Annotated in this window: 16 protein-coding genes and 1 pseudogene; 11 read left to right on the plus strand and 6 right to left on the minus strand. The window is 74.7% G+C overall.

What is annotated here, in order from left to right:
• Nucleotides 1-141: 141 nt before the first annotated feature.
• Together ELQ39_RS30745 and ELQ39_RS30750 are read right to left on the minus strand one after the other, a co-directional pair.
• Nucleotides 142-1038 carry an RNA polymerase sigma-70 factor gene (locus ELQ39_RS30745; protein ID WP_242595163.1) on the minus strand — a complete coding sequence of 299 codons (897 nt, stop codon included), beginning with the start codon at nt 1036-1038 and terminating at the stop codon, nt 142-144.
• Nucleotides 1039-1161: 123 nt separating this feature from the next.
• Nucleotides 1162-1536: pseudogene (locus ELQ39_RS30750) on the minus strand (transketolase-like TK C-terminal-containing protein); the annotation flags it as partial.
• Nucleotides 1537-1849: 313 nt separating this feature from the next.
• Between ELQ39_RS30750 and ELQ39_RS30755 the strand changes: the two are divergent.
• From ELQ39_RS30755 to ELQ39_RS30770, 4 genes are all read left to right on the plus strand, one after another.
• Nucleotides 1850-3046, plus strand: a complete 1197-nt coding sequence (locus ELQ39_RS30755) for a macrolide family glycosyltransferase (protein ID WP_242595165.1) — start codon at nt 1850-1852, stop codon at nt 3044-3046.
• Nucleotides 3047-3048: 2 nt separating this feature from the next.
• Nucleotides 3049-3540 carry a hypothetical protein gene (locus ELQ39_RS30760; RefSeq protein WP_198427587.1) on the plus strand — a complete coding sequence of 164 codons (492 nt, stop codon included), beginning with the start codon at nt 3049-3051 and terminating at the stop codon, nt 3538-3540.
• Nucleotides 3537-4460 (plus strand): hypothetical protein, encoded by a 924-nt coding sequence (locus tag ELQ39_RS30765; protein ID WP_242595167.1) that lies wholly within the window; start codon nt 3537-3539, stop codon nt 4458-4460. The genes ELQ39_RS30760 and ELQ39_RS30765 overlap by 4 nt, the downstream gene beginning before the upstream one ends.
• Nucleotides 4461-4593: 133 nt before the next feature.
• Nucleotides 4594-5478, plus strand: a complete 885-nt coding sequence (locus ELQ39_RS30770) for an endonuclease/exonuclease/phosphatase family protein (RefSeq protein ID WP_225640450.1) — start codon at nt 4594-4596, stop codon at nt 5476-5478.
• A 32-nt stretch (nt 5479-5510) separates the two neighbouring features.
• Here ELQ39_RS30770 and ELQ39_RS30775 read toward each other — a convergent pair whose 3' ends face one another.
• Nucleotides 5511-6995 carry an MFS transporter gene (locus tag ELQ39_RS30775; protein WP_391690514.1) on the minus strand — a complete coding sequence of 495 codons (1485 nt, stop codon included), beginning with the start codon at nt 6993-6995 and terminating at the stop codon, nt 5511-5513.
• A gap of 260 nt (nt 6996-7255) precedes the next feature.
• Between ELQ39_RS30775 and ELQ39_RS30780 the strand changes: the two genes are divergently transcribed.
• The 4 genes from ELQ39_RS30780 to ELQ39_RS30795 all read left to right on the plus strand — a co-directional run bounded on the left by ELQ39_RS30780 (nt 7256) and on the right by ELQ39_RS30795 (nt 13175).
• Nucleotides 7256-8020: an ABC transporter ATP-binding protein gene (locus ELQ39_RS30780; protein WP_242595169.1), complete on the plus strand. Its 765-nt coding sequence runs from the start codon at nt 7256-7258 to the stop codon at nt 8018-8020.
• A gap of 3 nt (nt 8021-8023) precedes the next feature.
• On the plus strand, nt 8024-10552 hold the full coding sequence (locus tag ELQ39_RS30785; RefSeq protein WP_242595171.1) for an ABC transporter permease: 2529 nt from the start codon (nt 8024-8026) through the stop codon (nt 10550-10552).
• 701 nt (nt 10553-11253) lie between these two features.
• Entirely contained in the window at nt 11254-12525 is a 1272-nt protein-coding gene (locus tag ELQ39_RS30790; protein ID WP_242595173.1) for a sensor histidine kinase, read from the plus strand.
• Entirely contained in the window at nt 12513-13175 is a 663-nt protein-coding gene (locus ELQ39_RS30795) for a response regulator (RefSeq protein ID WP_242595175.1), read from the plus strand. Before ELQ39_RS30790 ends, ELQ39_RS30795 begins: the two co-directional genes overlap by 13 nt.
• A 202-nt stretch (nt 13176-13377) precedes the next feature.
• On the opposite strand, the gene ELQ39_RS30800 is transcribed toward ELQ39_RS30795, so the two are convergent.
• On the minus strand, nt 13378-13710 hold the full coding sequence (locus tag ELQ39_RS30800; RefSeq protein WP_242595177.1) for a MazG-like family protein: 333 nt from the start codon (nt 13708-13710) through the stop codon (nt 13378-13380).
• A 53-nt stretch (nt 13711-13763) separates the two neighbouring features.
• The gene (locus tag ELQ39_RS30805; RefSeq protein WP_242595179.1) at nt 13764-14306 is read right to left on the minus strand and encodes a DoxX family protein; all 543 of its coding nucleotides are present in this window, start codon (nt 14304-14306) and stop codon (nt 13764-13766) included.
• Nucleotides 14307-14434: 128 nt separating this feature from the next.
• Between ELQ39_RS30805 and ELQ39_RS30810 the strand changes: the two genes are divergently transcribed.
• Entirely contained in the window at nt 14435-14761 is a 327-nt protein-coding gene (locus ELQ39_RS30810; protein WP_225640447.1) for a nuclear transport factor 2 family protein, read from the plus strand.
• A gap of 40 nt (nt 14762-14801) precedes the next feature.
• Here the strand turns inward: ELQ39_RS30810 and ELQ39_RS30815 are convergent, their stop codons facing one another.
• On the minus strand, nt 14802-15194 hold the full coding sequence (locus ELQ39_RS30815; RefSeq protein ID WP_242595181.1) for a winged helix-turn-helix transcriptional regulator: 393 nt from the start codon (nt 15192-15194) through the stop codon (nt 14802-14804).
• Nucleotides 15195-15288: 94 nt separating this feature from the next.
• On the opposite strand from ELQ39_RS30815, the gene ELQ39_RS30820 reads away from it, so the two are divergent.
• Together ELQ39_RS30820 and ELQ39_RS30825 are read left to right on the plus strand one after the other, a co-directional pair.
• A complete protein-coding gene (locus tag ELQ39_RS30820) occupies nt 15289-16134 on the plus strand; it encodes an SDR family oxidoreductase (protein ID WP_242595183.1) in 846 nt (281 codons plus the stop codon).
• A gap of 313 nt (nt 16135-16447) precedes the next feature.
• Entirely contained in the window at nt 16448-17653 is a 1206-nt protein-coding gene (locus ELQ39_RS30825) for a S8 family peptidase (RefSeq protein ID WP_242595184.1), read from the plus strand.
• The last annotated feature ends 151 nt before the right edge of the window (nt 17654-17804 follow it).

Consider the following 17804-nt stretch of genomic DNA (forward strand, 5'->3'; position numbering starts at 1 on the left):
GGCCGGCACCTGCGGCGGCCGCTCCGCCTGCGACGGATCCAGCTCGCCGGCCGGCCGGACGTGCTCGACGATCTGCCCGCGCGGCCCGGACCGCGCCGCGACGATCACCCGGCTGTGACACACCGCTGCGGGCCCGGGGTGTCAGGCGCTCAGCGACATCACGTACGGCGACAGCTTCTCCGGGTTCATCACCCACATGATGCGGTGGATGCCGTCCTCGGACGCGTCGACCGACAGCAGTGCCACCGGGTTCCCGCCGGCCGTGACGAGGACGGCGGGGCTTCCGTTCGCCTCCACCCACCGGGTCTCGGCCGGCGGCCAGAAGCGCGGCGCGAACGCGGCCAGGTACTTCGAGACGCGCAGACGCCCGACCACCGGGATGCGCGAGGCGCCGCGGATGCCGCCGCCGTCGGCGTAACTGACCACGTCGGCGGCCAGCACGTTCTCCAGCACCCGCATGTCGCCGGTCTGCGCCGCCGCGAGGAACACCTCCAGCAGCCGCCGGTGATCGGCCGGACTGACCGGCTCCTTCCGCTCGGCCGACAGATGCTTGCGGGCGCGGCTCACGAGCTGCCGGGTGTTCGGCTCGCTCGTCTCGAGTATCTCCGCGACCTGCTTGTACGGGTAGTCGAACGCCTCCCGCAGCACGTACGCGGCCCGCTCCACCGGGTTCAGCTTCTCGAGCAGGAGCAGCACCGCCATCTCCAGCGCCTCGGCGCGCTCCGCGCCCAGTTGCGGGTCGTGCCGGGTGTCGACCGGCTCGGGCAGCCACGGTCCGACGTACGACTCGCGCCGCACGCGCGCGGACTGCGCCACGTTGATGGCCAGGCGCGCGGCGATCGTGGTGAGGAAGGCGGCCGGTTCCTTGACACCGGAGCGGTCGGTGTTCTGCCACCGCACCCAGGTCTCCTGGAGCACGTCCTCGGCCTCCGCGGCACTGCCGAGAACCCGGTACGCGATCCCGAACAACTGCGGACGGGCCGCGAGGAAATCGTCCGTCGCCCGGTCCAGGGAATCGGATGCCTCCCGAGCGTCCATGGTCGCCCCTTCCGGCTCCGCGCTCACCATGCTACAAGCCGCCTCCACCACGCGCGTCCGGGAGCCGGACGGGCCCACGGCCCTGTACCCGCACGCTACAACGGCTTCGTCCGGCTCCCCTGGTCAGCCCTCCTGTCCGTACCGGGCACGGGCCCCGGCGACCGTTTCCCGGGGCACCGCCCCCGTCCGGGCCGGCTGATCCAGGGCCGTCGCCGCGATCGACGCCGGGGCGACGCCGAAGCGCCGCCGGACCGCCTCGCGGGTGTCGCTCAGCCCGAAACCGTCCGTCCCGAGGGACGTGTGGTCCTGCTCGACGCACCGGCCGGTCTGCTCCAAGACCTGGCGCATCCGGTCGCCGACGGCCGGCACGGGACCCGGCGCCCCCGCGAGCGCCGGTGTCACGTACGGGACGCGCTCCTCGCCGCGCGGCCGCGCCGCGTCGGCCCCCGGCGCGTCCCTCCGCGGTTCCCTCCAGGAGGTCACCGACCACACGTCGGCGTGGGGGAGGGCGCGGGCACGCCCGGGCGTGCCCGGGACGCTTTGCGGCTCACCCCCGTACGACCGGGCCGGACGCAAGCCCAGTGACAGGCCGGTGAGTGACGCTCGTCACACCCCGCGCCGTCGAAGGCGCGTGCTGTCACGGATCAGGGCGCTGTCCGGTCGGTGGGGTAACGCGACCGCGTCGACCGAGTGACGAGAGAGGACGAACGATGAGTGGCTCGGGTCCGCACGACCTCCCACGGCCCGTGACAGCACCACCAGGGGCCGCCTCTCGGCGGGGTCACCCCGCCTGCCCCACGGGGGCCGTACGGTGAGCACCGTCGCGTTCGTCAACGTCGCCCTGCGCGGCCACATCAACCCGACGCTGCCCGTCGTCGCCGAGCTGGCGCGCCGCGGCCACACCGTCACCTACCACACGACCACCGCGTTCGAGCCGGACGTGGAGGCCGCCGGCGCCACCGTGTTCCGGTACCCCGGGGACGGCCCGCCGCTCGCCGGCCCGCCGACGCCCGTCACCCTGCTGGAACAGCTGGCCCGCACGGCCCTGGAGACACTGCCGTCCGTGCTGTCCGACCTCGGGCGCACCCGGCCCGACGTGGTCGTGCACGGCGCCGCGTGCCCCTGGGGGCCGGTCACCGCGGCCGAACTCGGTGTGCCCGCCGTGTCGTTGTTCACCACCATGGCGTTCGGCCGGGGGGTGCCCAGCCCCGCCCGCGCCTCCTGGACGCTACTGGCCGAGGCGCTCACGCGTCCCCGCAGCCTCCTCGGCTACGTCCGCGCCCGCCTGCTGCTCACCCGCCGGTACCGCACCGGAGGGCTGCCCCTGGTCGACCTGGTGAACGCGCGTCAGGCGCTCAACCTGGTCTTCACCTCCCGCGCCTTCCAGCCCGAGGCCGCATCCTTCGACCGCGCGTACCGGTTCGTCGGCCCCGGCGTCGGCGCCCGGCCGAGCGACCCGACGTTCCCGTTCGGCACGCTCCGACCGCCCGTGCTGTACGTCTCCCTGGGCACGGTGTTCGACGCCGGACCGTCGGTGCTGCGGTCCCTCGCCGCCGCCCTCGCGCCGCTCGGCGGCACCGTCGTCGTCGCCACCGGACGCACCGACCCCGCCGCGCTCGGCACGCTCCCGGACAACGTGCTCGCCCGCCGGTTCGTCCCGCAGCCCGAACTGCTGGAGCGTGCCGAGCTGTTCGTGACGCACGGGGGCATGAACAGCGTCAACGAGGCGCTGTACGCGGGCGTGCCCGTCCTGGTCGTCCCGCAGGGCGCCGACCAGCCCCAGGTGGCGCGCAGGGTCACGGAACTCGGCGCCGGGCTGACCGTCCGCCCCGAGGCCGTCACCGAGGCAGCCGTGCACGCCCTGGCCCGCCGACTGCTCACCGAGCCCCGCTTCCGCGAGGCGGCCGCCGCCCTCCGGACCGCTCAGCGGCAGGCGGGCGGACACCTCCGCGCCGCCGACGAGATCGAGGCCCTCCTGCACCACGCCCGTGCGAAGAGGGAGGACTGACCGTGCCGTCCGCCGTCGTCGTCGCCCTCGTGCTGCTCGCCGGGCTGTCCGAGGCCGCCGGGCGCATCCTGCCCCTGGTCGCCCGCCGCCCCCGGGTGTCACCGCCCGTCGTGGCCGGGCTGCTGCTCACCGGCACCGCCGTCGAGAGCGCCGTGGTCGCCCTGTGGCCGCTGACCGCGTTCACTCTCGCCGGGCTGCTGCCGGACGCCACCGCCTCCGGAGCCGCGCCCGGCTGGACCGCCGGACAGGTCGCCCCGATGCTGCTCGGCGCCGTCATCGCGTTCCCGCTGCTCGGCCCCGCCCTTCATCTGATGCTGCTGACCGGGGTCGGCGCCCAACTGGTCGGGCCGGTCGCCGCCGCGAGCGGTGTGGGCGGCTGGACCGCCGCGGCCTGCGTGGCCGCCGCCGGCGTCGGGCTCGCCGCCGCCGTGGAAGCCGTACGACGCCTCGTCGGCCGGATCGGCACGACCGGGACACGGAGGCGCACGGCATGACGTGGTTCCCGCTCGTCGCTCTGGTCCTCGGCCCCGTCCTCCTCGTCGAGGCGCTGCTCGCCCGCTACGAGGTGATGCTCTACACCGCGGGCTGGCGCACCCCAGCGGCCGACCTCCCGCCCGGCGTGCCCTACGCCCGCGGAGCCGACCCCGGCCGCCCGCCGGCCGCCTACCTCGTCTACCTCGACGGCATCGGCAAGCGCCGCTTCACCGACACCCGCGACGGCGGACAGCTCGTCAAGGCGCTCATCGCCGCCGCGCCCGACCTGCGGGTGCTGGGGCAGGTGCAGCCGTACTCGCCGCTGGCCGCGCCGCTCGCCGACCGGCCGGTGTGGGTGCGGATCCGCCGGCACGCCGGGCTGCTGCTGTTCCTGCACAACGTCATGCAGATCTTCGTCGCCGCCGACCGCCGCTACCGCCCCCTCTACAACCGCGCCGTCGGCGCCCAGATCGCCGGCCAGCTGCGACGCGCCGGCTACCGGCCGGACAGCGGCATCCCGGTCGTGCTGCTCAGCTACAGCGGCGGCGCCCAGGTCGCCACCGGCGCGGTCCGGGAACTCCACGCCCAACTGGACGCGCCGCTGCTGCTGATCACGCTCGGAGGCTTCCACAACGGCGCCAACGACCTCACCCACGCTCTGCACCTGCACCAGCTCACCAGCGCCCACGACCGGATCGAACGGGTCGGCACATGGCTCTTCCCGCAGCGGTGGCGACTGCTGCGCGGCAGCGGCTGGAACCGGGCCCGCCGCGCGGGGAAGGTCACCGTGCACCGGATGGACCCCGCCACCCACCTGGGCCGCCGCAGCTACATCAGCCCGCACTCCCACCGGGCCGACGGCCGCAGCCACCTGGAGCACACCACCGACACCGTGCTGGCGCTCGTCCGTACGGTCACCGCGGCCGACGCGCCGCACTGAGCCCAGGTGGCCGGCAGGAAACCGGTGGGAAAAGGAACGGCCAAGGCACTCGGCACCCGCCCCTGCCTGTGCTTCCATGCGGTGTCGGCGCACTGACCGTGCGTCAACACCGCGTCCGCAGACAGGAGAAGGCATGCCGCAAGGACCCGGACGTCCCGCCCGCACCGCCCGTGTCGCCACCGCGCTCCTCGCCGCCGTCCTGTCGCTCACCGCGGCCCCGGCCACGGCCGCGGAGGACGCCGCCCCGCCCGGCTCCCGCGCCCCCGCCGTGCCGCTCCGCGTGGCGACGTACAACATCCACGCGGGGGCGGGGGAGGACCAGGTCTTCGACCTCGACCGCACCGCCGCCGCCCTGCGCGACCTGCGCGCCGACGTCATCGGGCTGCAGGAGGTCGACGTCCACTGGGGCGAGCGCAGCGCCTTCACCGACGAGGCCCGCGCGCTCGCCGAGAAGCTCGACATGCGGGTCTTCTTCGCGCCGATCTACGACCTCGACCCGGCCGCCGAGGGAGCCGAACGCCGGCAGTACGGTGTGGCAGTGCTCAGCCGCCACCCCGTGCTGCGCGCCGAGAACCACGAGATCACCCGGCTGTCCACGCAGACCCCCGACCCGGTGCCCGCCCCGGCGCCCGGCTTCGCCGAGATCGAGATCCGCGTGAAAGGCGTCCGTACGCACATCTACTCCACGCACCTGGACTACCGCGCCGACCCGTCGATCCGCGCCGCCCAGGTCGACGACATGCTCGGCATCCTCGCCGACGACCGGGGACCGAGCGTCCTGGTCGGCGACTTCAACGCCGAGCCGTCCGCACCCGAGTTGGCGCCCCTGTGGCACACCCTGCGCGACGCCGCCCCGGACGCCGGCCTCACCTATCCGGCGATCGCACCGCAGAAACGCATCGATCTGATCACCGTGTCGCACGGGATCACCGTGACCGGAGCCCGTACGCACGCCGCCGACGCGTCGGACCACCGGCCGGTCGTCGCCGACCTGCGGCTGCCCCGCAAGAACCGCTGAACCGGCCGCCGGACGACTGCTGAACGGCGTCCTCACCCCGGCGGGACACCCGGACCGCCGCCCTGGAGACGTTCCAGGTCCGACGGACGGACCTGGATCGCCACCATCGCGACCAGGGCGGCGAGCCCGGCGAAGATCGCGGCGGTGATGAACGCCGCGGACACCCCGGAGGTGAGGACCTCGGCCCCCCAGTGCCCGGGCAGCTCCCCCGTGCGCCGGAACTCCGCCCGCTCGGCGGGGGTCGCCTGCTGCAGGAAGCGCGGGACCACGTCCTCCGCCTCGTTCCTGCTGGCCGTGCCGTACATGGTGACCAGGATGGACAGGCCCAGCGAGCCGCCCACCTGCTGCGTGGCGTTGAGCAGACCGGAGGCGGCGCCGGTCTCCTGCACGGGCACGTTGGACAGCGCCATCAGGGTCAGCGACACGAACTCCATGCCCATGCCGAAGCTGAACACCAGCATCGGACCCAGCACGCTGCCCGCGTAGGTGGAGTGCACATCGGTCAGCGTCAGCCACGCCAGACCCGCCGCCGCGAAGAGACCGCCCGCCACCATGAACGGTTTCGGCCCGTACACCGGCAGGAACCGCGAGGCCAGTCCGGCGCCGATCGCGATGACCGCGCTCACCGGCAGGAAGGCGAGACCCGCCTGGAGGGGGCTGAAGCCCAGCACGTTCTGCACGAACAGGGTCAGGAAGAAGAACATGCCGAACAGCGCCGCGGCCAGGCACAGCATGATCCCGTACGTGCCCGCTCTGTTGCGGTCCGCGAACATGTGCAGCGGTGTGATCGGCTGCGGCGACCGCCGTTCCAGCAGCACGAACGCCACCAGCACGACCACCGCCGCCGCGAACGACGCCAGCGTCAGCGGATCCCGCCAGCCGTCCTGCGCGGCCCTGATGAAGCCGTAGACCAGCAGCACCATGCCGGCCGTGGAGGTCAGCGCGCCGGTCACGTCGAAGCGGCCCGGGTGACGCTCGGACTCCTTGATGTAACGCGGCGTGGCGAGGGCGATGAGCAGGCCGATGGGCACGTTGACGAACAGCACCCACCGCCAGTTCAGCCACTCCACGAGGATGCCGCCGGCCAGCAGCCCGATCGCGCCTCCGCCCGCCGACACCGCCGCGAACACCCCGAACGCGCGGTTGCGTTCCGGGCCTTCGCGGAAGGTGGTGCTGATCAGCGCCAGCGACGTCGGGGAGGCGATCGCGCCGCCCACGCCCTGCAGCGCACGCGCCGCGAGCAGCTGACCCGCGTTCTGCGCGAGCCCGCCGAGCAGGGACGCCAGCACGAACAGCAGCACACCGAAGATGAACACCCGCCGCCTGCCGAGGATGTCACCGGCCCGGCCGCCCAGCAGCAACAGCCCGCCGAACGTGAGGGTGTAGGCGTTGACCACCCAGGACAGACTGGCGGTCGAGAAGTCGAGGGAGCGCTGGATGTGCGGCAGCGCGATGTTCACGATGGTGATGTCCAGCACCACCATCAGCTGGCACGAGGCGATGACGAACAGGGCCATCGCGTTGCCGCCGCCGCGGCCGCCCCGTGCGGCCTCCTGTGTGGCGGCCGGTCGCGGACTGCTGGTCATATCGGGTCGCCCTTCCGGGAGTCCACCGTTCGACCGTACGCGCGCCCCTCACCGCCCACCACTCGATCAACGACGCCCCCGGAAGGTAGTGCCTGCACCACCTGGAACCGGTCACTGGCTGCATGGGCGGCGGCCCGCCGCCGCCCTAGCGTCGGAACGTCCCGACGAACCGCACCGGAAGGCCCCCGCCCATGTCCCTGATCCCGGACGGCATCGCCGTCGCCGTCGAGCGCGTGAGCAGGACGTACGGCGGCGTCCAGCCCGTCGTGGCGCTCGACGAGGTGAGCGCCGTGTTCCCGCGCGGCACCGCGACCGCCGTGACGGGACCCTCCGGATCCGGGAAGAGCACCCTGCTGCACTGCGCGGCCGGACTGGACCGGCCGGACTCCGGGCGGGTGCGGATCGGCGCCACCGACCTGTCGTCGCTGTCCGAGAAGAAGCTCACCGAACTCCGCCGAGCCCGCGTCGGCTTCGTCTTCCAGGCGTTCAACCTGGTCGGCGCGCTGAACGTGGAGCAGAACATCCTGCTGCCGTCCCGGCTCGCGGGCCTGCGCCCCGACCCCGCCTGGGTCGACGAGGTCGTCCGGCGCGTCGGCCTCGGCGACCGGCTGCGGCACCGGCCCGCCCAGCTCTCCGGCGGCCAGCAGCAGCGCGTCGCGATCGCCCGCGCGCTGGTCACCCGCCCCGAGGTGATCTTCTGCGACGAACCCACCGGCGCCCTCGACGCCCGTTCCGCGGCGGCCGTCCTGGACCTGTTGCGGTCCGCGGTCGACGCCTACGGGCAGACCGTCGTCATGGTCACCCACGATCCGGTCGCCGCGTCCTGCGCCGACCGCGTCCTGGTCCTCGCCGACGGCCGGATCGTCCGCGACATGGAACGCTCGGGCGCCGAGCGGATCGCCGAACAGCTCGCCCGGCCGGGACACCGCCGCCCCGCCGCGACCCGGGAGGGCTGACGCGTGCTCGGGCTCGCAGCGCAGACGCTCCGCCACCGCACGGGCGGCTTCCTCGCCACGTTCGTCGCACTCGCCGGGGGCGTCACCGTCCTGGCGACCTGCGCCCTCCTCGTCGAGTCCGGGTGGCGGCACCAGGGCGACCCGCACCGCTACGGCGCGGCCGTGGCCGTGGTCGCCGACCGCGACCTCACCGTCGACGGGCCGACGGTGCTCGGCGAGACCGAGCGCACCACCGTCGTCCTGCCCGAGCGGGGCAGCGTCCCCGAGAGGGTGGCCGGTGACCTGGCCGACGTGCCCGGCGTCGACCGCGCCGTGGGTGACCGGCGGCTCGTCGTCACCACGACGGCGGCCCCCGAGCTGCCCACCACCGGCCACGGCTGGTCGAGCACCGCCCTCGTCCCGTACCGGCTCGTGTCCGGACAACCGCCGCGCTCCGACGGGGAGATCGCCGTCGACGCCCGCCTCGCCGGGCCCACGGGCCTCGCACCCGGCGCCACCGCCGAGATCGTCACCGGCGGGGTGAGCCGCACGTACGAGGTGAGCGGCGTGGTCGACGCGGACGGTACGGCGAGCGGGCGGGCGGCGCTGTTCTTCACGGACGCGCACGCCGCCGCTCTCGACCCGCGCCCCGGCCGCTACGACGCCGTGGGCGTGCTCACCGCGCCGGGCGCCGACCGGGACGCCGTCCTCGCGGAGGTGCGCCGGATCGCGGACACCGCAGGCGCCGCCGCCCACACCGGCGACGACCGCGGACTCGCCGCCGAACCCGAGAGCGCCGCCGCCCGCTCCCTCGCCCTCGGCGCCGGAGCCGCCTTCGCCGGCTACGCGGCGGCGATCGTCGGCTTCGTGGTCGCCGGCACCGTCGGGCTGTCCGTACGGCACCGGCGCCGCGACCTCGCCCTGCTGCGCGCCGTCGCCGCCACCCCCGGCCAGGTGCGGGCGATGCTCCTCGCCGAGGTCGGGCTGCTCGCCCTGCTCGCGGGCGCCGTGGGCGTCCCCGCCGGGCTGCTCGCCGCCCGCCAGGTCCGGGACGCGCTCGTGACCCGCGGCTTCCTCCCGGACGACTTCGCCGTCCGGGGCGGCGCCCTGTCCGCCGCGGCCGTCGTGGTGACCGTCGCCGTCGTCGCTGCGCTCTCCGCCTGGATCGCCGCGCTGCGGGTCACCCGCATCCGGCCCACCGAGGCGCTCGGCGAGGCGGCCGTGGAACGCGCCACGGGTGGCAGGGCGCGTCTCGTCTGCGGACTGGCCTGCGTGGCCGGAGCGCTCTCCCTGACCGTGCTGACCGGCGCCACCGACGGGCAGACCGCGCTGGGCGCGGCCATGGGGATGCTCTACCTGTTCGTCCTGGGCGTCGCCCTGCTCGCGCCCTGGATCAACCAGGCCGCGGCCAGGCTGCTGGGGCCCGTGCTGCGTACCGTGTGGGGCGACAGCGGCTACCTCGCCGCGGCCAACCTGCGCGCCAACGCCCGCGGGACGGTCGCCGTCCTCACCGCGCTCGTGCTGTCCGTGGGGCTCGGCGGCACCGTGTGGTTCCTCCAGGACAACCTGGAGCGGCAGACCGTGGTACAGAGCCGTGAGGGCGTCCTCGCCCAGTACGTGCTGACCTCCGGCGCCGGACTGCCGGCCTCCGCCGTGGCCGAGGCCCGCCGCGTCCCCGGGGTGGTCGCCGCGACCGGCGTGCGCCGCACCTCCGTCGTCGTACCCGACCGGCTCGAACCGCAGACCGTCCCCGCGCAGGGCATCGACCCCCTGGGCGCGGACCGCACCCTGGACCTGCGGGTCCGCTCCGGCGGCCTCGACGCGCTGCGCGAGGACACCGTCGCCGTCTCCACGGCCCGCGCGGACGCGGCCGGCTGGCGGCTGGGTGACAGGGCCCGGCTGTGGCTCGGCGACGGCACACCGGTCACCCTGCGCGTCGTCGCGCTGTACGAGCGCGGCTGGGGCTTCGGCGACGTCACCCTGCACCGGCGCACCCTCGACGGTCACACCGTCACCGGCCTCGACGACCGGGTGCTGATCCGCACGGCCCCCGACGCCGACGCCGAGGCCGCCCTCGCCGAACTGGCCCGGCGCCATCCGGGCGGTCAGGTGATGGACACGGCCCGCCTCACCGGCGAACTCGCCGAGGACGTGGCGGTGAGCGGGTGGCTCAACAAGATGCTCGTCACCGTCCTGGTCGGCTACGCCGTCCTGGCCGCCGCCGACACCCTGGTCATGGCAGCGCTGGCCCGCACCCGGGAGCTGTCCCTGCTCCGCCTGGTCGGCGTCACCCGCGGCCAGGTGAAACGCATGGTTCACGCCGAACAGGCGGGCCTGCTCGGCGTGGCCCTCCTGATCGGCGCGGCGATCGCCGCGGTCACCCTCACGACGATCGTCCGGGCGGTCACGGGCGCGACCGTGCCCCACGTCCCGGTCACGGGCTGGGCGACCCTCCTGGGCGGCACGGCGGCACTGGCGCTGCTGGCCACGGTGCTCCCGGTGGCCCGCATCCTGCGGACGGCGCCGGTCGAGGGGATGGGCGTGCGGGAGTGAGGAGGGCCGACGACGCCGGGGCGCCCGCCGTCTCCCGCGCGTCCGCCGAATGTGCGACGTCCGCCGGTCCTGGCGGGCCTGCCGCGGCTGCCGGCTTCGGCACGTCGGCCGGTTCCGAGGCGCCCAGGGGCTCCGGCGGGTCCGCCGGCTCCGGCCTGTCGGCCGCTTCCGGTGACCCCGCTCGTTCCCGTGTGTCCGCCCGTTCTCGCGCGTGCGCCGGCTCGGGGCCGTCGGCCGGTTCTCGCGCACCGGCCGGTCACGGCACGCCTGCCGGTCTCGGGGTGCACGCCGGTTCCCGCGTGACCGGTGGCTCTGGCATGTCCGCAGGACCTGGGGCGCCTGTCCCTTCCGGCGCGCCGGACGGTGCCGGCGCGGACGGTGAGTCACGTGTGCCCCCGGGTCTCGGTACGTCGGCCGTTTCCGGCGCCCCTGCCGGCACTCGCACGCCCGCCGGCTCGGGCACGCCTGCCGTGTCTCGCGTGCCGGTCGGCCCTGACGCGTTCGCCAGGTCTCGCGCCTCAACTGGTTCCGGCGCGCCCGCCGGCTCCGGCAGGCCTGCCGGAGCGGGCGCGCCCGCCCGGTCCCGCTCCCGTGCCCGCACCCGGCCCATCGCCCCCGTCTCCGGCCCCGAAGTCGCCTGCAGCGGGCGGGCGAGCAGGTTGCCTGCCCCGCGTTCTATCCTCCGTGGCTGGGAGGTGCGGATGGTGGTGAGCCATGACCGCCCGGCGGACGGACGGCCGGGGCGGCGTCAGGGCGTGGCCGTTCGTGCCCGGACCGCGTTGGACGCGTTGGAGCATCTGATCGGGGGACTGGGCACCGCCCTGCTCGCCCTGCTCGCCACGCTCTGGCTGGCCCTCACCACGGCGTCCTGCCTTCTCGGTGTGGGCCTGCGGCTGTTGCCGTCCGCCCTGCACGCGGTGCGCGCGGTCGCCGACCGGGAGCGCGGCAGGCTCTCCCGCTGGGGTCCGGAGATCGTCGGTCCGGCGCCGCCGCCGGACGGGCTGCGGGCGATGCTCGGCGACCGCGCCGTCCGCCGCGAGGTCCGCTGGGTGGTCACACACGCGCTGCTCGGCCTCTTCCTCGGGCTGGTCGGGGCGACGCTGCCGCTGAGCGCGGCGCACGACGTCACGTTCCCGCTGTACTGGAGTGCCCTGCCGGAGAGCGAGGCCGCGTCCTCCGTGGGCTGGTGGACCGTACGCGACTGGCCCGGGGCCATGGCGGTCAGCGGCATCGGCGTGGCCCTCATCGGCGTCGTCGTGCTGTGCGCGCCTGCCCTCGCCCGGCTCCAGGCCTGGCCCGGACGCCGTCTGCTCAGCCCCGACGCGGGCACCGACCTCGTCCTGCGGGTCGCCGAGCTGACCGCCACCCGCGCCGCCGCCCTGGACGCCCACGTCACCGAACTCCGCCGCGTGGAGCGGGCGCTGCACGACGGCACGCAGAACCGCATCGTCGCCGTCACCGTCCTGCTCGGGGCCGCCCGGCGCGCCCTCGCCCGTGACCCGGAGGAGGCAGCGGCCCTCCTGGACCGCGCCCAGGACGCCGCCGAACAGGCGCTCACCGAACTGCGGGCGGTCGTCCGCGGCATCCTCCCGCCGGTCCTCGCGGACCGCAGCCTGCCCGACGCCCTCACCGCGCTCGCGGCCGGCTGCCCGGTGCCGTGCCGCGTCGACGCCGACATGCCCGTGCGGTGCCCGGCCGCGGTCGAGGCGACGGCGTACTTCGCGGTCGCCGAGGGCCTCACCAACATCGCCCGGCACAGCGGCGCGGGCGAGGCCCGGGTCGCCGTACGCGCGGCCGGCGGGCTGCTGCACGTGGAGGTCCGCGACGACGGCCACGGCGGCGCCGACGAGCACGGCGGCACCGGGCTCACCGGCATCCGCCGCCGCGTCGAGGCCCACGACGGAACACTGGAGCTGGCCAGCCCTCCCGGCGGCCCCACCACCCTGAAGGTGACCCTGCCATGCGGATCGTGATCGCCGAGGACGACGCCCTGCTGCGCGAGGGGCTGGCGCTGCTGCTGCGCGCCGAGTCCCTGGACGTGGTGGCGACGGCGGAGGACGCCGCCGCGTTCCTCGACGCCGTCGACGCGGAGCGGCCGGACGTCGCCATCGTCGACGTACGGATGCCGCCCACGCACACCGACGAGGGCATCATCGCCGCCGTGGAGGCACGGCGGCGCCTGCCCGGCCTCGCGGTGCTCGTGCTGTCCGCGTACGTCGAGCAGGCCTTCGCCACCGACCTGCTCGCGCAGGGCAGCGCCCGGCTCGGCTATCTGTTGAAGGAACGGGTGGGACGGGTCGAGGAGTTCCTGGAGGCTTTGCACCGGGTGGCGGAGGGCGGCACCGCCATCGACCCGGAGGTCGTCGCCCAACTGCTCACCCGCAGCAGGCCGGACGCCCGCCTGGAGCGGCTGAGTCCCCGCGAGCGGGACGTGCTGGCGCTGATGGCGGAGGGCCTGGGCAACGCGGTCATCGCGGAACGCCTCGTGGTCAGCGACGGCGCCGTGCACAAGCACATCCGCAGCATCTTCGCCAAGCTCGACCTGCCGCCCACCGACCGCACGGACCGCCGCGTGGCGGCAGTCCTCCACTTCCTCGAGAACGCCCGCCGCCAGACCCCTTAGGGGCGCGGGGAACTGCGCGACCGTCGGGCGGGGCGCCGGCACCTGCAAGCAGGCGTCACGGCCAACCCGCCCAGGGGCGCGGGGAACTGCGCGACCGTCGGCGGGGCGCCGGCACTTGTGAGGAGGCGTCAGGGCCGACGCCCTCGGGGGCGCGGGGAACTGCGCGACCAGCCACACACGACCCCCACCCGCCCGACGGGCGTCACCCCGCCCCAAGCGACCGCTCCCGAACCCGCCGAAGATGCCCCGCAAAAACGTCCCGCGCCTCAGGCGTGAGCGTCCGCAACGCCACAAGAGCGGTGACGGCGACGTCGCACAACTCCGCACTCACGTCGTCCCACGTATGCGTGACCCCCTTCCGCGGATTCCGCCCCGTCGCCCCCACGACGGCCTGGGCGACCTCGCCCACCTCCTCCGACAGCTTCAGGATCCGCAGCAGCACCTCGTCCGGCCCGTCGCCGACCCGGTTCGCGTCCAGCCATCCGTACAACGCCTCGACGGACCCCCAGAGATCCACATGCTCGTGCTCGCTCATGAGCGAGGAGCCTCGCACAGCCCACTGACAGCCCTCGCTGCTCGAACCCCCCGCTACTCGAACAGCGTCCCCTGCTGCCCCTCCCGAGCCTTCCGCAGCCGCCTGCTCCGCGCCCCCACCGCCATCGCCGTGACCGCCGCCGTCACCCCGAGGGCCGCCGGGACCATCCACCCCCGGTCGACGGCATGGCCGAGCAGATGGTCGAGGGAGAGCCGTCCGGGGCCCGAGACGGCCAGCCCCGCCGCTGTCAGCCCCAGCGACGCCGCGTACTCGAACCCGCCCTCCTGGTTGAAGAACCCGTTGGGCGCGTGCACCGCCGACGCGCCCGCCATCGCCCCGGCGGCGGCCGCACCCGCCGCCGGTGTGGCGAGGCCCAGCGCCAGCAGCAGCCCGCCGCCGGTCTCCGCGACACCGGCCGCCGCGGCGCTGACCTTGCCGGGCGCGTACCCGATGGAGTCCATGAACTGGCCGGTTCCCTCGATGCCGCCACCGCCGAACCAGCCGAAGAGCTTCTGCGTGCCGTGCGCCGCGAGCACCCCGCCGGTTCCCAGCCGGAGCAGCAGCAGTCCCAGGTCGCGTCGGTCGTAACAGGTCACGTCGTCTCCCCGTGAACGGTGGTCTGGCCCGACCACCGTCGCACCGCCACCGCGGGCCCGGCCCGTCGCCGACGCCGAACGGGTGACGCGGGTGGCGGGGGTCCCGCACCGGTACGAACCTGGCAGGCATGACCATTCAGACCACCCGCCTCAGCGACCCGGCCGTACGCGCCTTCGTCACGGCCGTCAACAACCACGACCGGGAGGGCTTCATGGCCCTGCTGGCGCCCGGCGCCACCATGGCGGACGACGGCACCGAGCGGGACCTCGCCGACTGGACCGACCGCGAGATCTTCTCCTCCCGCGGGCACATGGAGGTCGAGAACGAGTCCGACGGCGGCCGTCGCCTCATCGCCCGCTACAGCAACGACACCTACGGCGAGATGCGCACCACCTGGTCGTTCACCGTCGACGACGACGGCCGCATCTCCCGCTTCGAGACCGGCCAGGCCTGACGGCGCGCCGGGCGGGCCTCACCGACGCCTCACGCACGCCTCACCGACGGGCCGGGTCCGCGTCGTACGCCCGCCGTGCCTCCTCGACCCGGCCCAGGTTGGCCGCACCCCACTCCGTCAGGTGCGCGAAGAGCGGCGCCAGGCTGCGCCCCAGCTCGCTGATCTCGTACTCGACCCGGGGCGGCACCTCGGGGTGGTAGGTGCGCACCACCAGCCCGTCCCGCTCCAGCTGCCGCAGGCGCTGGGTCAGCACCTTCGGCGTGATGGTGCCGATCCGCCGCTCCAGCTCGACGAACCGCTGCCGTCCGTACGTGTGCAGCGCCCACAGCACCGGGGTGGTCCAGCGGCTGAACACGATGTCCACCACCGGGCTGACGGGGCAGGCGAATTGGGGCTCGCTCCCCGCGGTCGCCGCCTGCTTCGTTCCGGCCATGCGCACCCCTCCGGGGAAGTCACTATCCTCTGGGTACCTACTATACGCAGGTTGTTAGCGTCCTCACCACACCGAGACAACAGGGGAGTTGTTCATGTTCGTGGTGACCGGGGCAACGGGGAACGTCGGCCGGGAACTGGTGCGTTCCCTCGCGGAGGACGGCGCGCGGGTGACGGCGACCTCGAGGGGGATCACGGCGGACCATGTGCCGGACGGCGTACGGCCGGTGCGCGCCGACCTGACCGACGCCGGCAGTCTGCGCGAGGCGTTCGACGGCGCCGACGCGCTGTTCCTGCAGAGCGGGGGCGCCTCCGCGCATCTGATCGACCCGCAGGAGATCGTCGCCACGGCCAAGGCCGCCGGCGTCACGCGCATCGTGCTGCTGTCCTCGCAGGGTGTCGCCACCCGGCCGGGCTCGGCCTCGCACGGCGTGGTGGCGCGGGCCGTCGAGGACGCCGTGCGGGAGTCGGACGCGCACTGGACGATCCTGCGTCCGGGAGGGTTCCACTCCAACTCCCTGGCGTGGGCGGGCGCGGTGCGCTCCGCGCGGACGGTCGCCGCGCCGTTCGGCGACGTGGGGCTGCCGCTGATCGACCCGGCGGACATCGCCGAGGTCGCCGCCGCGCTCCTGCGTGGCGCCGGAACGGGCGGCCGGGTGATCGAGCTGACGGGCCCGGACCTCGTCACTCCGCGCGAGCAGGCCGGCGCGCTCGGGGCAGCGCTCGGCGAGCCGGTGCGGTTCGTCGACCTGCCTCGGGCCGAGGCGCGGGAGCAGATGCTGCGGTTCATGCCCGAGGAGGTCGTCGACACGACGCTCGGCATCCTGGGCGAGCCCACCGAGGACGAACTCCGCACCGGCCTGGGCGTCGAGGACGTCCTCGGCCGTCCGCCGCGGGCCTTCGCCGACTGGGCCCGCCGTCACGCCGAACTGTTCCGCTGACCCACGGTGCCGCAGGACCGTTCCTGATCCACGGGTACGAAGCGCCCGTCCGTGAGGATCGGGTGACGGGATGGTCACGAATCTCACCCACACGCCGGTCGGCGGGTTCAAGCACCCCGCTCAGCTCGTGTTTCGCGGATCGGTTGGCCCGGACTTGGGCGGACGTTGTGGAGATCGGCCGCGCCACGGCGTCCGCCGCTCCCGGCCACCATTGATCTGAACGCGACACATGGTCAGTCTTCTCGTCAGCTTCCGCGTCTCGTCACGCCGGAGGCCAACCCCCCACACCACCCTGACGAGGAGACCCCTCTTCATGACGCAACGGATGCGCACCGTCGCACTGAAAGTCACCGCCGCCGCCTGCGCGGTGACCGCCGCGAGCACGGCAGCCCTGCTCGGCGCTTCGTCCGCCCGGGCCCAGCCCGCCGAGGGCACGGTCCACGGTCTCGGCGCCGCGGGCGCCGTCAAGGGCAGCTACATCGTCCTCCTCGACGAGGAGACGACGTCCGCCGACAAGAAGGAACTGGCCCAGGAGTACGGCGGCAAGCTCAACCGGTCCTACGGCGCGGCCCTGGAGGGCTTCTCCGCCGACGGTCTCAGCGCGACCGAGGCGAAGCGCCTCGCGGCCGACCCGGCCGTCGGCGCCGTCGTCGCCAACCGCACCTACCGCACCACCGCGACCCAGGACGACCCGCCCTCCTGGGGCCTGGACCGCATCGACCAGCGGGACACCGCGGGCGACGGCACGTACACCTACCCCGACCAGGCGGGCGAGGGCGTCACCGCGTACGTCATCGACACCGGCGTGCGCGTCACGCACGAGGACTTCGAGGGCCGCGCCAGGCACGGCTACGACGCCGTCGACAACGACGACAGCGCCGACGACGGCAACGGCCACGGCACACACGTCGCCGCGACCATCGCGGGCGCCGACCACGGCGTGGCCAAGAAGGCCGAGGTGGTCGCCGTGAGAGTCCTCGACGACAACGGCTCCGGCACCACCGAGCAGGTCGTCGCCGGCATCGACTGGGTCACCGAGAACCACGAGGGCCCGTCCGTCGCCAACATGAGCCTGGGCGGCGCCGCCGACCCGGCCCTCGACGCGGCCGTGCAGAAGGCCATAGCCTCCGGCGTCACCTTCGCGGTCGCCGCCGGCAACGAGTCCGCCGACGCCGGACAGGGCTCGCCCGCCCGCGTGCCCGAGGCGCTCACCGTCGCCTCCAGCACCCAGGACGACGCGCAGTCGGACTTCTCCAACTTCGGCGGGTCCGTCGACCTGTACGCGCCGGGTTCCGACATCACCTCGGCCTGGAACGACAGCGACACCGGCACCAGGACCATCTCCGGCACCTCGATGGCCTCCCCGCACGTGGCCGGCGCCGCCGCCGTCCATCTGGCCGGCCACCCCGACGCCGACCCGGCAGCCGTCGCCAAGGCGCTGACCGACGGCGCCACCGCCGACGTGATCGGCAACCCGAGCACCGGCACGCCGAACAAGCTGCTGAAGGTCACCGAGTAGCGGACGGCACGCACGCGCGCGCCCGCAGGGCGCCGGGGCCACAGGGGAAACGGTTCCTCTGTGGCCCTCGTACGTCCCGGTTTGACGGCCCCTGTCCCCGGCACGCCGGAGCGAGTGGCCCGGCTCACATGGCGTACCGCCCCCGCCGCGG

This window comes from Streptomyces sp. GB4-14 (genome assembly GCF_022696125.1).
Classification (GTDB): Bacteria; Actinomycetota; Actinomycetes; order Streptomycetales; family Streptomycetaceae; genus Streptomyces; species Streptomyces werraensis.

Excerpts from the sequence above, each read along its gene's own strand:
- ELQ39_RS30745 (WP_242595163.1), bottom strand. The coding sequence starts at position 1,038 with ATGGACGCTCGGGAGGCATCCGATTCCCTGGACCGGGCGACGGACGAT.
- ELQ39_RS30810 (WP_225640447.1), top strand. The coding sequence starts at position 14,435 with ATGACCATTCAGACCACCCGCCTCAGCGACCCGGCCGTACGCGCCTTC.
- ELQ39_RS30825 (WP_242595184.1), top strand. The coding sequence starts at position 16,448 with ATGACGCAACGGATGCGCACCGTCGCACTGAAAGTCACCGCCGCCGCC.
- ELQ39_RS30775 (WP_391690514.1), bottom strand. The coding sequence starts at position 6,995 with ATGGCCCTGTTCGTCATCGCCTCGTGCCAGCTGATGGTGGTGCTGGAC.
- ELQ39_RS30780 (WP_242595169.1), top strand. The coding sequence starts at position 7,256 with ATGTCCCTGATCCCGGACGGCATCGCCGTCGCCGTCGAGCGCGTGAGC.
- ELQ39_RS30820 (WP_242595183.1), top strand. The coding sequence starts at position 15,289 with ATGTTCGTGGTGACCGGGGCAACGGGGAACGTCGGCCGGGAACTGGTG.
- ELQ39_RS30815 (WP_242595181.1), bottom strand. The coding sequence starts at position 15,194 with ATGGCCGGAACGAAGCAGGCGGCGACCGCGGGGAGCGAGCCCCAATTC.
- ELQ39_RS30800 (WP_242595177.1), bottom strand. The coding sequence starts at position 13,710 with ATGAGCGAGCACGAGCATGTGGATCTCTGGGGGTCCGTCGAGGCGTTG.
- ELQ39_RS30795 (WP_242595175.1), top strand. The coding sequence starts at position 12,513 with ATGCGGATCGTGATCGCCGAGGACGACGCCCTGCTGCGCGAGGGGCTG.
- ELQ39_RS30765 (WP_242595167.1), top strand. The coding sequence starts at position 3,537 with ATGACGTGGTTCCCGCTCGTCGCTCTGGTCCTCGGCCCCGTCCTCCTC.
- ELQ39_RS30790 (WP_242595173.1), top strand. The coding sequence starts at position 11,254 with ATGGTGGTGAGCCATGACCGCCCGGCGGACGGACGGCCGGGGCGGCGT.
- ELQ39_RS30770 (WP_225640450.1), top strand. The coding sequence starts at position 4,594 with ATGCCGCAAGGACCCGGACGTCCCGCCCGCACCGCCCGTGTCGCCACC.